This is a genomic window from Methanolobus sp. WCC5 (assembly GCF_045690325.1).
In the GTDB taxonomy this organism is placed as follows: Archaea; Halobacteriota; Methanosarcinia; order Methanosarcinales; family Methanosarcinaceae; genus Methanolobus.
In genome coordinates this window covers 1127989-1141077 of the sequence record NZ_CP146981.1, presented here as the reverse complement: position 1 = coordinate 1141077, position 13089 = coordinate 1127989, and the positions used below count along the sequence as shown (strand labels likewise).

At 43.0% G+C, this 13089-nt stretch carries 13 protein-coding genes and 1 other RNA gene; 8 read left to right on the top strand and 6 right to left on the bottom strand.

Annotation, left to right across the window (positions count from 1 at the left end; all coding sequences use genetic code 11):
- Positions 1–6: 6 nt before the first annotated feature.
- An RNA gene (gene rnpB, locus V7O64_RS05400) (RNase P RNA component) lies at positions 7–392 on the bottom strand.
- Between the two features lie 184 nt (positions 393–576).
- On the opposite strand from rnpB, the gene V7O64_RS05395 reads away from it, so the two are divergent.
- Positions 577–810 (top strand): hypothetical protein, encoded by a 234-nt coding sequence (locus V7O64_RS05395; RefSeq protein WP_407356998.1) that lies wholly within the window; start codon positions 577–579, stop codon positions 808–810.
- Positions 811–818: 8 nt separating this feature from the next.
- On the opposite strand, the gene V7O64_RS05390 is transcribed toward V7O64_RS05395, so the two are convergent.
- Together V7O64_RS05390 and V7O64_RS05385 are read right to left on the bottom strand one after the other, a co-directional pair.
- Positions 819–950 carry a hypothetical protein gene (locus V7O64_RS05390; protein WP_407356997.1) on the bottom strand — a complete coding sequence of 44 codons (132 nt, stop codon included), beginning with the start codon at positions 948–950 and terminating at the stop codon, positions 819–821.
- 171 nt (positions 951–1121) lie between these two features.
- Positions 1122–1673, bottom strand: coding sequence for a TMEM165/GDT1 family protein (locus V7O64_RS05385; protein WP_407356996.1), 552 nt, complete (start codon positions 1671–1673; stop codon positions 1122–1124).
- Positions 1674–1778: 105 nt separating this feature from the next.
- On the opposite strand from V7O64_RS05385, the gene V7O64_RS05380 reads away from it, so the two are divergent.
- The 4 genes from V7O64_RS05380 (at position 1779) to V7O64_RS05365 (ending at position 7515) form a co-directional block, all read left to right on the top strand.
- Positions 1779–2498: an AzlC family ABC transporter permease gene (locus tag V7O64_RS05380; protein WP_407356995.1), complete on the top strand. Its 720-nt coding sequence runs from the start codon at positions 1779–1781 to the stop codon at positions 2496–2498.
- The gene (locus tag V7O64_RS05375) at positions 2491–2856 is read left to right on the top strand and encodes a branched-chain amino acid transporter permease (protein WP_407356994.1); all 366 of its coding nucleotides are present in this window, start codon (positions 2491–2493) and stop codon (positions 2854–2856) included. The genes V7O64_RS05380 and V7O64_RS05375 overlap by 8 nt, the downstream gene beginning before the upstream one ends.
- Positions 2857–3095: 239 nt before the next feature.
- Complete coding sequence (locus V7O64_RS05370) at positions 3096–4688, top strand: FMN-binding glutamate synthase family protein (protein ID WP_407356993.1); 1593 nt, start codon at positions 3096–3098, stop codon at positions 4686–4688.
- 121 nt (positions 4689–4809) lie between these two features.
- Positions 4810–7515 carry a PEP/pyruvate-binding domain-containing protein gene (locus tag V7O64_RS05365; RefSeq protein ID WP_407356992.1) on the top strand — a complete coding sequence of 902 codons (2706 nt, stop codon included), beginning with the start codon at positions 4810–4812 and terminating at the stop codon, positions 7513–7515.
- A 40-nt stretch (positions 7516–7555) separates the two neighbouring features.
- Here the strand turns inward: V7O64_RS05365 and npdG are convergent, their stop codons facing one another.
- The 3 genes from npdG to V7O64_RS05350 form a co-directional block, all read right to left on the bottom strand.
- Entirely contained in the window at positions 7556–8281 is a 726-nt protein-coding gene (gene npdG, locus V7O64_RS05360; RefSeq protein ID WP_407356991.1) for an NADPH-dependent F420 reductase, read from the bottom strand.
- Between the two features lie 125 nt (positions 8282–8406).
- Positions 8407–9654, bottom strand: a complete 1248-nt coding sequence (locus tag V7O64_RS05355; protein ID WP_407356990.1) for a Glu/Leu/Phe/Val family dehydrogenase — start codon at positions 9652–9654, stop codon at positions 8407–8409.
- A gap of 282 nt (positions 9655–9936) precedes the next feature.
- Complete coding sequence (locus V7O64_RS05350) at positions 9937–10143, bottom strand: hypothetical protein (protein ID WP_407356989.1); 207 nt, start codon at positions 10141–10143, stop codon at positions 9937–9939.
- Positions 10144–10359: 216 nt separating this feature from the next.
- Between V7O64_RS05350 and V7O64_RS05345 the strand changes: the two genes are divergently transcribed.
- From V7O64_RS05345 to V7O64_RS05335, 3 genes are read left to right on the top strand one after another with little or no spacing between them, the layout of a single operon-like run.
- Complete coding sequence (locus tag V7O64_RS05345) at positions 10360–11505, top strand: methanogenesis marker 9 domain-containing protein (RefSeq protein ID WP_407356988.1); 1146 nt, start codon at positions 10360–10362, stop codon at positions 11503–11505.
- 12 nt (positions 11506–11517) lie between these two features.
- Positions 11518–12474, top strand: coding sequence for a triphosphoribosyl-dephospho-CoA synthase (locus V7O64_RS05340; protein ID WP_407356987.1), 957 nt, complete (start codon positions 11518–11520; stop codon positions 12472–12474).
- Positions 12474–13061 (top strand): DUF447 domain-containing protein, encoded by a 588-nt coding sequence (locus tag V7O64_RS05335; protein ID WP_407356986.1) that lies wholly within the window; start codon positions 12474–12476, stop codon positions 13059–13061. Before V7O64_RS05340 ends, V7O64_RS05335 begins: the two co-directional genes overlap by 1 nt.
- Positions 13062–13089 lie beyond the last annotated feature (28 nt).

The following is a 13089-nucleotide window of genomic DNA, read 5'->3' as shown; positions in this document are numbered from 1 at the left end:
TTCAGTGAGTGAGGAGAGTAAGCTCCCTTCTGTTGATGCAATACATTCATCCCGCCTGGCAGGATGATGCGCTCCTTAAGAGCTGCATTGACGGCATTCGGCTACGCGTCCGCAAAACTTCGGGAATGGTCTAAACAACCACTGAGCCCCTACTCCTGACTTGCACCCACGAGGATTCGCCGTTCCATCCGTATTCCATGCGACCTCAGCCGTCAGGCATCACAGCATTAACATGGTGCGGTCTCGTTTCTGTGCCAGCATGCAGAGAACTGCATGAGTTGCAAAGCAACTGCCCGGGCTCTCGCCCGATGCCCTTTACAGGCATTCGTGTGTTTAGAAGGTGGGGAGACTTTCCTCAGGTCAAATGACCCGGTGGCCGTCCTTCCTCTCTCAGTTATAGGCAGGATATCAAGTGATAAAAACCTTATGATGGAAAACCAGGGAAATTATTTCCATTGCTGCAATAAAAGTGATATCATATCTATTTTCTGAATAATATGTGCAAACTATCCAAACTATTAAAGACAAAAACACAACATTTATTACCCATACTAAATAACACCTTAGTGGTAGGATATGAAATACAACAGGTACCTCGTAATCGGTATCACTTTACTGACAATAATGTTGCTCTTCCTGTTCTCCGGAGTTGTTTCCGAAACAGGGTCTGAGTTGTTCGGGCTCAACGCTCTGGATCAGACCCAGTACGGACACGGTAAACTGTTGATGGGCATTGGCTTGCCACTTGTGTTTGCAGCAATTTATGTCCTTTACAGATCAAGAAGTGATAAAAACAGTAAGAATAAGTGATATGCTTATCACAGTTTCAGTACACCACAGCCGCAGCCACGGTTGAGCAGGAAGTCTATTTTAGAGATGATCTCGTCCTGATGGAAATCTGACAGTTCCTCGAATTCTTCCTTATGTTTGCCTTTTACATGTTCTATCATTCTTTCCTTTGCTTTTTTTGCATCATTGTCAATAACGATGAAATCATCATTGAATCCAAGATCCCTGCATCTTAATATGTGTACTATGATAAAACCTCCCTGCTTTAAATTGAGATTACTGCCTTATTAATTTATTTACCGGATGGAATAAGAAGAAAAAGGATATCCTCTTCAAAAGAAGAAGGAAATACCTATCACAAGAAACAGAATTCCTGCAGCAGTCGATATAGTTCTCTTATTGATCCTGTCCATCATCATCTTTCCTACATACACGGTCATGCAGGACAGAAGGAACAATGCCAGTATCACACCTATGAATACAAGAAGCGGATCATACTGTGTGGCAAAGAGAGCCGATGCAAGCTGAGTCTTATCGCCCATCTCTGATACGAGTATAAGTCCAAAACCTGACATAAAAGGATTCTTTAACTCATAAGAGGTATCAACATCTTCCTCTTTTTTGCCCAACAAGGTAGCAAGTCCAAAGACAATGAACATTATGCCTGCACCTATACGCACATAATCCATAGGAATCCTGCCTGCTATGAAATTACCAAAAAGGATTGCAAGACCATCAGTTAAGATAAATGCAAGCATCACCCCGGCAAGGAGGGATGCATATTTTCTTGTTTTGGTAGAAAGGATAAGTACTGCAAGTTGAGTCTTGTCACCGAGCTCTGCAAGGCCTACAAGTAAAAAGGGAATAAATATGTCCTGAAACATGCAACAAGGATTGGCAACATGATATATAAACGTGGAGGGACAAACCTGATGCATGTCCGGATAGAATAAAAAAACTAAAATACAAAAATGATTTTTCCTAATGGGATGGAAGATGAACAGGAAAGTCTCTGGCCAGACGGGGAAAATAATAGTTCTCTGATGGAAGCGTTCAGAAGAACCATTCCTGTGATGTTAGGATATATACCAATCGGGATAGCATTTGGATTGCTTATTACGCATTACGGTTTCCACTGGACATATTCGGTGATTATGAGCTTGTTTATTTTTTCCGGTGCAGGACAATTTGTAGCTGTTGCACTGGCAGTTGCCGGTGCAGGTCTGATAGAAATCGTCCTGACTATGCTTTTTTTAAATCTGCGCCACTCCTTTTTCGGTCTGTCACTTATCAACAGGTTTGCAGGAACGGGAAAGATAAAACCCTATCTGGTCTTTGCCCTGACAGATGAAACATATGCATTGATAACAGGTATTAATGTGTCTGAAAAAACATCTGCATCGAGGTTATATGCATATGTCACCGGGCTTAATCATCTGTACTGGGTCACTGGTTCCCTGCTGGGTGCTTTGATCGGGCAGTTCATGGATATGGACCTGGCAGGACTGGAATTTGCACTGACTGCACTTTTTGTGGTCTTAAGCATTGAGCAGTACCGTATTGCCAGGGCAAGTTTTCCTTTTCTTGCAGCTCTTACTGCAGGAGGCTTGGCTATGATATTCGCAGATAGCAGGAACATGCTGCTTGTTTCAATAATTGCAGGGACCTTACTATTGATATCACATGAAAGGGGGCGAAAAGATGCTTAATGATGATCTGTTGCTGGTTGTCCTTGTGACAGCTTTAATAACTGCTTTTACAAGAGCATTACCCTTTCTGTTCTTCACTAACAGAAGGCAGCCAGAATATCTGAAAGTTATAGAGAGGGATTTTCCGCCTATGATAATGGTTCTTCTTGTGTTCTATTGCCTAAAAGATGTAGCGTGGGATCTTGCACCTTTCGGCATTCCGGAAATATTGTGCATACTTATCGTTGCAGGTCTCCATATCTGGAAGAACAATGCTTTGCTGAGCATTTTTGCAGGAACTATACTCTACATGTATCTAATAAGGTCAGAGGCACTGATTAATTTTTTGATAAATCATATCTATTTCTTGATAAAATAAATTGATGATATACTGGGAAAGCAATCTGATACGATAATCATTGGTTTGTATCCTTTTTCCCAATGATATCTAAAAGAAACCTGTAAATGTACTATTTTTAAATTGAGTACTTCTCTTTGATTTGATTTGATTTGATTTGATTTGATTTGATTGCTCATAATATCTTCTAATAAAAAAGAATATATATATGTACTAGCTAAACGACATCCTACTGCTATATTTAATGAGGAAGTGTAAATATGGTCAACCTTAGACAACCAAATGCAAATGAAGCCACCAGGACCTTCAATCGATCAAAGAGCGTAACACCTATGTCCGGTATCTGTACACGTTGTATAGATGGATGCCGGGGAAATTGTGAGATATTCAAATCAACATTCAGGGGCCGCGAAGTAATATATCCGGGGCCTTTTGGTGAGATTACTGCGGGTGGGGATAAGAATTACCCTATAGACTATTCACATCTCAATATCCAGGGATATGCAGTTGGTGCAGTGGGCATGCCTGAAGGAATAGTCCCCGGTCCGGAAACAGCCAGATTCCCAAATGTGAACACGGAAACAGAGTACGGCTGGAGGCGGAAAGTTAAAATGAAGGTTCCCATTTTTACAGGTGCACTCGGTTCTACCGATATTGCAAAAAATAACTGGGAACACTTTGCTATCGGAGCGGCTATCTCAGGCATTACCATCGTATGTGGTGAGAATGTTTGTGGAGTAGACCCGGAATTGAAACTCGGAAGTGATAACCTTGTTAAAGAGTCTCCGGAAATGGACCGCAGAATAGAGCTTTACAATAAGTTCCATGATGGCTATGGTGAAATGCTTGTCCAGATGAATGTGGAAGATACAAAACTGGGAGTTGCAGAGTATCTATCAGGTAAACATGAGATGGAGACCATTGAGCTTAAATGGGGACAGGGAGCAAAATGCATTGGTGGTGAGATCAAAGTAGACGATATTGGTCGTGCCATCGAATTAAAGAGAAGAGGGTATATAGTAACTCCTGACCCGGAGCTTCATTCCGTGCAGGAAGCATTCAGAATAGGTGCTATCAAGGAATTTGAACGTCACTCACGACTTGGATTTGTCACGGAGGAAGGCTTCTGCGAAGAATGTGACAGGCTAAGGGATCTGGGTTTCAAACGTATCACACTTAAGACTGGAGCATATTCCATGGCAGAGACTGCAATGGCCATAAAGTATAGCTCTGAGGCCAGGATCGATCTGCTCACATATGATGGGGCACCAGGAGGGACTGGAATGAGTCCATGGCCTATGATGGAGGAATGGGGGGTTCCGACTTTCTACTTGCAGGCAATGATCTATGAATTTGCCCAAAAGCTTTCAAACCGCAGGAAGAGAGTACCTGACCTGGCAATAGCCGGAGGTTTTTCCAGTGAGGACGGAGTCTACAAAGCACTTGCAATGGGTGCTCCTTATTTCAAAGCTGTATGTATGGGTCGTGGCCTGATGATTCCTGGTATGGTGGGGAAGAACATAGGTAAGTGGCTAGAGGAAAAAGACCTTCCAAAGACAGTTTCAGAGTTCGGGAATACCAAGGAAGAGATCTTTGTACATTATGAAGAACTCAAAGACAGGTATGGCAAAGATATGGAATGCATCCCTCTTGGGGCTGTAGGTATTTATTCATACGCCGAGAGGATCAAGGTAGGATTACAACAATTAATGGCAGGTTCCCGTAAATTCAATGTGTCTACGATCTCACGCAATGATGTAATGGCACTCAGCGAGGAAGCTGCAAAGATATCAGGTATTGCTTATGTAATGGACGCATACCGGGATATTGCTGAGGATATCCTTGACAGCTGATTAGTCAAATGCATGATTTAATGGCTTCCACCCGGAGCCATTTTTGTATATATGACCATTATACTGCTGTATTTATAACCCATAAGGTTAAAATGCAACTACGATCGAAGGAGGAAAAAGAGTGAGCAGTGCGGCCGGGGCAGAAAACAGTATTCTCAAGTATGCTGACAAAGATAAAATGACCAGTGGAGTTTTTCAGCTTGATGAAATAATCCATTATTTCCGCCTTGGGGATAATGTCGTATGGGAAGTTGAGAATCTTGAAGATTACAGGTATTTTGCCAACCGATTCATCAGGCAGGCCATTAAATCTGGTTTCACGTGCGTTTACGTAAGGTTTGCTCCTCATGAACCCATACTTGAGACCATGGAAGGGCTTGATATCGTAAAAGTAGATCCGGGCAGTGGTTTTGATTTTTTCAGCAGTCAGGTCCACAGGATAATAGAATTTTATGGAATAAAAGTTTACTATGTATTTGATAATCTCTCCTCACTCATGGTCGAGTGGGCGACCGATGAACTGGTAGCCAATTTCTTTAAAGCCACCTGTCCTTATCTTTTCGATCTTGAGACCATCGGATATTTCTGTCTTACTCGTGGAAAACACAGTCATTCAACTGTTGCAGGTATCAGGGAGACAACACAGGTACTTATCGATTACTACCACATTAATGACATGACATACGTCCATCCTCTGAAAGTCTACGACCGGTATTCGCAAAACATGTTTTTACCACATCTGGTATCCGGTCAAAAATGGGAGCCAATATTAGACAGCGGACAGGCGGCCACTATCTCATCTAACGACCGTAAGAAAGTGCTTAAAGCCGGTACTCTCGGAACGGCACCCTGGGATACGGTATACAGGAAACTGAAATTCCATTACGACATGGGGATCATGGACTCTATCCCCGAGCCTGAAATAATTGCGCTAAAGCAGGAATTCTCAAGGATGATCATAGGTGATCACCCGCGTTTCAACAGTCTTTCTGACAGATATCTGACTCTGGAAGACCTTCTCTGTATCAGGGACAGAATGATAGGATCAGGCCGCATCGGAGGAAAAGCGGTAGGAATGCTTTTATCGCGCAGTATTATTATGAGCAGTGAGAACAAAGCTGCATTTTCAGATATAATGGACCCGCATGATTCATTCTATATTGGTTCTGATGTCTTTTTTACTTTCATGATAAACAATGGTCTTTTTCTGCTCAAGATCAAACTATCGGATAGTTCCGGCATGACAAAAGAAGAGTTTGATGAAGTAGAAAAAAAGTTTCTGGAAGGTAGGTTTCCAGAGGAAATTACCGAACAGTTCAGGGATATGATCGATTACTTCGGTCAGGCCCCTATTATAGTAAGGTCCAGCAGTCTTCAGGAAGACAATTATGGTAATGCTTTTGCAGGCAAATACAGGAGTGAGTTCTGTGCTAACCAGGGAAGTCCTGAAGAGCGACTTGAAGCTTTCATGTATGCTGTCAAACTTGTATATGCAAGTGCTCTCAATCCGGATGCCCTTGCTTACAGAAAGACCAGGGGGCTTGATTATCAGGATGAGCAAATGGCAATACTTGTACAGCGAGTGTCAGGTACTCCTTACAAAAAATACTTTTTCCCGGCACTTGCAGGGGTCTCTTTCTCAAAGAATCTTTTCCGCTGGACAAAGCGAATAGATTCTGATAAAGGTGTAATAAGGCTTGTCTTTGGAATGGGAACCAGGGCTGTAGATCGTGTAGGAAGGGATTATCCGCGGATGATTGCAGTCAGCCATCCCACACTCCGGCCGGAAACAGGCTTAAAAGTGATGAAATATTCACAGTGGGATGTTGATGTCCTGGACCTTGAAGAAAAAGAACTTATAACCTTACCATTTCAGGAACTTATCAGGGAATGCGATTATCCTGGGCTTAGGATGTTCGTTTCTGTCATGAATGACGGCTATCTTACTGACCCCTACACCAATACCATAGACTGCTCACAACCAATGGTGCTTACATTCAATAATTTGATTAAGAACACCAGATTCGTTAATATCCTTGAACAGATCCTCAAGACCGTAGAGCAGGTATACGAACATCCGGTTGATATCGAATTCACGGCATCTGTTGATCAAAAGGGAAAGGTAAGGATCAATATTGTACAATGCAGGCCTATGACAACACCCGGGAGTACAGGAGAGATTGTCATACCCGATAACATTAAAAAAGAAAATGTTTTATTCAGGTCCAATATGCTCATTAATGAAGGCACAGTAGAAAATATAGAATATGTTGTTTATGTTGATCCGGAGGCTTATGAAATGGCAGACCTGGATACGAAAAAATCAGTTGGTCGTATTCTGGGACGTATCAACGATATTATTGGTGGTATGGATTCTGCCTTCATACTCATGGGACCCGGGAGGTGGGGCAGTAGTAACATCGAACTGGGTGTCAATACTACCTACAGTGAGATTGGCCATGCTTCACTGCTGGTTGAAATCGCGCGTGAGAAAGCAGGCCATACTCCGGAAGTTTCCTATGGGACCCACTTTTTCCAGGATATAGTAGAGGAAGGGATAATCTATATGCCGGTGTACCCCAGCACAAAAGGTTCTGATTTCAATGAGGCATTTTTCAGGAATTCCAGGAACGTCCTTGCAGATATGATGCCGGAATATGAGCATTTCAGCGACGTGATCAAAGTGATAAATGTATATGAGGCTTCAGGAGGATCAAATGCAGTTGTTGTAGCAAACCTTCATGAACAAAATGCTGTCTGCTACCTTGAGAAAAAAACAATAGGAAGAACATGGAAACTCAATAAGCTCAAAGGACAGTGGCACTAAAAAGGAAAGGCAGATAAATATTATACAGATATAATATTTATCAATCTACAAATTTTATGCCTACATCTTTCATATGGTTGCGTATGGCCACATTTACAAGCAGGGGCGTGATCGATTCGACCATGGCAGATGCTTCCAGAGGACCTATGTCAAGAGGCCGCATTCCGCAAATATCCCTGACAAGATCAAATACGATGTTCTTTGAGTGCATGCTGTTTCCACATACCCCTATATCGTAATTAAGCTCTATGTCAAGGTTAGCAAGCTTGGCTGCAGGGACATTGTGGAAAGCAGATACAAGTTCAGTCCCTTCCGGTAACATAGGGGATATTTCCTGTGCAGCACTTCCTGAAGGTGGGGTTACATAACAGAAGTAATCCGCCTGGTAATCTTCCCTTGAATTTGTCGATATCTCAAGGGGCACCCCGTCAGGAACAATGATGCAACGATCCTTTTCCATGGGGACGACCACAGAGATGACAATTTTTCCTGCAAGCCCTGGTTTTATCTGCTCGATGGTAGAAGCTATCTGTCCATAACGGATTGCAAGAAGTACTATATCAGCTTCTGAGGCTGCCTTTGAGTTGACGCTGCCTGTGATGTTTGCATCGTAACCGTAATCCTTCAGTATACCCGTGTACTCTGCTGCCTTTGCCTGGGCTTTTTCCTCTCCCCTTGAACCTACTATTATTTGGTGTTTCTGGCCCCACCTCAGAGCAAAACCTTTTCCGATGCTACCTGTGCCACCAATTAGTGCAATTTTCATGATAATCCCATCACGATCATTTATTCAGGTCATCCATCCCACCTGAAGTGAGTGGATCTATATGGTCTGTAGATCCAGACCATATAGATCTTACCTGATGCTAAGCAGGATGGTGCCTGATGGGATCAGATCCATCCACGGTCTTTCATTGCAACGACAACACGTTCAATGGCAACAACATAAGCAGCTGTCCTCATATCAATGTTGTATTTCTGGGATGCCTCATAAACTGCCTTGTATGCCTCGGTCATTTTCCTGTCCAGGCGGGTGTGGACCCGTATCTCACTCCAGTAATACATGTAGAAGTTCTGGACCATTTCAAAGTATGATACCGTCACACCACCGGCATTACAAAGGAAGTCGGGAATTACGTGCACCCCTCTCTGGAAGAGGACCTCGTCTGCTGCAGGTGTTGTCGGGCCGTTTGCAAGTTCTGCTACAATCTTTGCATTAACCTTGAGTGCGTTCTTCTCGGTGATAACGTTTTCAAGAGCTGCAGGAATGAGTATGTCTACGTTAAGCTCAAGGATATCTTCGTTGCTTACAGGTGTTGTGTTTGCAAGGCCTTGTACAGAACCGGTCTTTACCTTATGCTGGTTTGCAGCTTCCGGGTCAATACCTTCCATGTTCAGCACACCGCCTCTGCTATCGCTGACAGCAACTATTTTACATCCCAGGATCTCTGTTGCAAGTTTAGCTGCGTAGTAACCGGCATTTCCGTATCCCTGTATGGCTACTTTTGCATCCTTAAGCTCGATACCAAGTACTTTTGCAGCTTCACGGATAGTGTATATACCGCCTCTTGCGGTGGCATCTCCTCTTCCAAGAGAGCCGCCCATGGTCAACGGTTTACCGGTAACTACACCTGGCTGGTTGAATGATGATATCTTTGAGAATTCATCAACCATCCATGCCATTATCTTGGGGTTGGTATACACATCCGGTGCCGGGACATCCTTTCTGGGGCCGATTATCTGGGCGATACCGGCTATATACTTGCGGCTGAGACGCTCAAGTTCACCATCGGACATCTCCTTGGGGTTACAGATAACTCCTCCCTTTCCTCCTCCCAGAGGGATATCTACCACAGCACATTTCCAGGTCATCCAGGCAGCCAGTGCCCGTACCGTGTCAATGTTCTCTTCAGGGTGGAATCTGATGCCGCCTTTTGTAGGACCTCTGGCATCATTATACTGTATCCTGAATCCTTCAAAGACCTTGATAGTACCGTCATCCATACGCACAGGAAGCGTGACACGAAGTTCACGCATCGGGTGCCTGAGCATTTCATGTACACCTTCATCCAGTCCAAGGATTTCCGCACATTTTGCTAACTGTTTTCTTGAATTTTCAAATGGGTTTTCTATAGTCATTACTCTTCCTCTTCCATGCAATTTTATATAGTTTTACAATGGGTAGTTAGTAACCCATTTCTAAGTATAAGATATTTTCTATCGGATTCGCAAGCAAGACTTGAAAAAAAAGAGGGTATGTTGCTTTATTATTGATAGATCGGGAACGTAAGTCTCAGGTAATCAGTATGGATTCTATCATTTAGTGATAAGATCCAGTAATTGGTTGATCATACAATTACTGAGATCAAACTCCTTATTAATCGATGTTTTACAATTCTATTCCCATCAATGATATTCTCATCAGTCTTCGACTTCCAGTGCCTGGATTATATCATAGACATTGAGCTCTCCCCTGGCAACCCTGAGTACCATCGGGTAAATGAAGGAACAATCATCTATTGCACTCCATCTCTTTTCCCCGATAGTTCTTATCACTTCGTCCATTACCTTACCACATTCATCACAATATCTGGTTTCACTTTCTATGCCACAAACGATACAATTCATAAAAAACCTCCACTTTTTTGTTCCAGGGAATTCAATCCATGGTTATTTTAAATGTTTGTATCGTTAGTATTTAGGTTTTGAGGTACTTGCTCACAGATAAAGCGTTATATTAATAATAGAACCACCCATTATTCTGCAACATACGTGGTAAAAAGACGATAATTTGAACTATGCGGTAATTGTTATGTTGATATTATAATTGTCGGAGGTAAAAACGTGTCTCATGATCTTTTTGATATTAAGGCAGGAAATCTGTCTTTCAGAAATCCAATTGCACTTGCCCCCATGGGAGGGGTGACCAACAGTAGCTTTGCAAACGAGAAAGCAAAAGATGCAGGTCTTGTAATAATTGGCGGATATAATCTTGATGCAGCAACACAGGAGGCTGCAAAGGCGATCGTTGAAAGAGGCAGGGGAGAGTTTGTGTCCGATGAACCCTTAGATCTTATTGAAAGCGAAGTAAAAGCACTGAACGAAGGCCCTGTGAAATGTGTCAATGTCAGGAGCACAACCCTGGAACCATTAATTGAAGCTGCCAGGCTGCTAAAGAATAATGATGCCATTCTTGAACTGGATGCTCACTGCAGGCAGAAGGAGATGACAGGCATCGGTGCCGGTCAGGCACTTCTTAGCAACCTTTGCGGACTTTGTGAATGGATTAGAAAAACCAAGGAAACCGGGGTCATACTTTCTGTCAAGGTGCGTGCAAATGTTGTGGATGATATAGAACTTGTAAAGAGTATAGAAGCTGCCGGTGCGGACATACTTCACCTGGACGCAATGAAGGAAGGTGCAGGAGCTGACCTTAAGCTCATAAAGGAAATACGCGATTCCACAAGGATGTTTTTGATATGTAACAATTCTGTAACTGATATCGAAGCTGCAAAAGATATGTTTACAAGGGGTGCAGATATGGTATCTGTTGCCAGGGGAGTTGTCAGTGATCCTGCACTTATAAGCAATCTTGTACGCAGCATATCCTTACTGCAGAATGATATGGGCTGGTACAATGCCCCCAAGCATGTATGCAGAGGGGAAGGTGACCTGAGGGGGCTTGCTTTCTGTTGCCTTCCTGTAAAACCATGTCCGGTGCACCAGAATATAAAGAAACTGGGCTATACGGCACAGGAATTTGCTGATATCAAAATGGAATTTGCCAGAGGCAATATGCTTGAATATGGTGACAGCACATGTTTTGGAAGCCTTGCTTGGTGCTGCAAGATATCAAAGCCATGTTTCCTGCGGGACGGAGTACTGGAAACCCTTGGTGTTTCGGATGCAGAGTATATGCGTCTTAAAAAGGAACTCGCAGATTATATTTTGAACAATGCAAAGAACAGACCAGCACAAGATAAAGAATAAATAAGCATCATAATGAACGATTCACTTTACACTATCCGCAGGGGAAATTATCCCCTTTCATCCTATATTGCACGCTGCGCACAGCTTGCAATGTGCCTTGAAGTGTCGGCCTCACCAAAACCAGGCAATGTCCACAGGCAAAGTGACTATGATGATACACGTTACGAGCATTTCCTGGCTTCTGCGGCTGCAGTCTCTCCTGTTGTGGAGGAAGCGTCATCAAATACTACCGGTGTGGGAAGTTTCATAAGCAAAGCTGTTACTGAAAGTGTGCTGTGGCAAAAAGGAGGAAACACACATTTCGGGGCTTTCATACTGATGATGCCCCTTGCAATGGCGGCAGGGGAGCTCCTTCAGGAAGATGATACATTCACCATCCGGCAACTTGTGGAAAGTGCATACAGGATAGTCAGGAACAGCAGCACTACTGATTCGGTAGATTTCTACAGCTGTTTTGAAGCAGCCGGTGTCAGGGTCAACCCTGCCGATGAATTTGACCTGCGTGACAGGGACGCTATTGATCAGATACATGAAAAGGACATGACCCTCTACAAACTCATGGACATTGCCAGGGGGTACGATATCATAGCCAATGAGTGGGTAACTGGTTTTAAAAGATGTTCTTTGTGTGCAGATATACTTATCAATGGTATGAATGGCTTCTATGCGCCCAAAATCAAAGCTGATATCAACGATGTCACAGTGTACGCATTCCTGAAGATATTGTCTGAGGATGAAGATACATTCATCAGTACAAAGCACGATACAAAGACCGCCGCATATGTATCGGACAGAGCTAATCTGATACTTGAAGAAATGTATAAAACAGATGAAGCCTTCACTAGTATATTACCACTGATACGAAAACTGGATAACGACCTTCTGGAAAGAAAGATCAATCCGGGTTCCACGGCAGATATAGTAATTGCCGGCCTGTTCATCTCATTACTTGCAGGAGTCAGATTCTAATGCTTAGGAATTTAAATCTTGATGATTTTGGTATCTATGAAGGTATCTCTGAAACAATTGTCACGACAAGCAGGGGCTGGGCAATGAATGCTGCTCCTATGGGTATCATCCGCAGGAAGGACAAATTGTTCATGCGCATTTTCAAGGACTCCACAACCTACAATAATGTGCTTTCCGAGAAGATCCTTGTTGCCAATGTTATCTGGGACCCCATTATAATTGTCAGTGCAACTTTTAGCGACCTTAACGATTCCGAATTTGAGACCGTAAATTTCAACTCAAGGACCTTTGTCAGCCTGAAAAAGGCACAGTGCTGGGTAGCCTTTGAATGTACTAACACAAAACTGACTTCTGAATCACTGGTTACCGAACTGGTGCCTGTAAGGACCCATATAAACAAGTGCATGATAAGAGCCCCTAACCGTGGTCTTTTCGGGATCATAGAAGCATGTATCCATGCAACAAGATACAGGCTTACAAATGATGGGAAATATCTCAAACTTATCAAGGCATACGGGGATATTGTCGAAAAGTGCGGTGGCGAAAATGAAAAGGAAGCAATGAATTTACTCTACAGTTATCTTTGACCTTTACCGATGAAAAGATATAATAAGA

What these genes read in the sequence shown, in the direction of transcription:
- V7O64_RS05350 (WP_407356989.1), bottom strand. Translation starts at nt 10,143, where the DNA reads ATGAATTGTATCGTTTGTGGCATAGAAAGTGAAACCAGATATTGTGAT.
- V7O64_RS05355 (WP_407356990.1), bottom strand. Translation starts at nt 9,654, where the DNA reads ATGACTATAGAAAACCCATTTGAAAATTCAAGAAAACAGTTAGCAAAA.
- V7O64_RS05375 (WP_407356994.1), top strand. Translation starts at nt 2,491, where the DNA reads ATGCTTAATGATGATCTGTTGCTGGTTGTCCTTGTGACAGCTTTAATA.
- V7O64_RS05340 (WP_407356987.1), top strand. Translation starts at nt 11,518, where the DNA reads ATGAACGATTCACTTTACACTATCCGCAGGGGAAATTATCCCCTTTCA.
- V7O64_RS05385 (WP_407356996.1), bottom strand. Translation starts at nt 1,673, where the DNA reads ATGTTTCAGGACATATTTATTCCCTTTTTACTTGTAGGCCTTGCAGAG.
- V7O64_RS05395 (WP_407356998.1), top strand. Translation starts at nt 577, where the DNA reads ATGAAATACAACAGGTACCTCGTAATCGGTATCACTTTACTGACAATA.
- npdG (WP_407356991.1), bottom strand. Translation starts at nt 8,281, where the DNA reads ATGAAAATTGCACTAATTGGTGGCACAGGTAGCATCGGAAAAGGTTTT.
- V7O64_RS05370 (WP_407356993.1), top strand. Translation starts at nt 3,096, where the DNA reads ATGGTCAACCTTAGACAACCAAATGCAAATGAAGCCACCAGGACCTTC.
- V7O64_RS05380 (WP_407356995.1), top strand. Translation starts at nt 1,779, where the DNA reads ATGGAAGATGAACAGGAAAGTCTCTGGCCAGACGGGGAAAATAATAGT.
- V7O64_RS05390 (WP_407356997.1), bottom strand. Translation starts at nt 950, where the DNA reads ATGATAGAACATGTAAAAGGCAAACATAAGGAAGAATTCGAGGAACTG.
- V7O64_RS05335 (WP_407356986.1), top strand. Translation starts at nt 12,474, where the DNA reads ATGCTTAGGAATTTAAATCTTGATGATTTTGGTATCTATGAAGGTATC.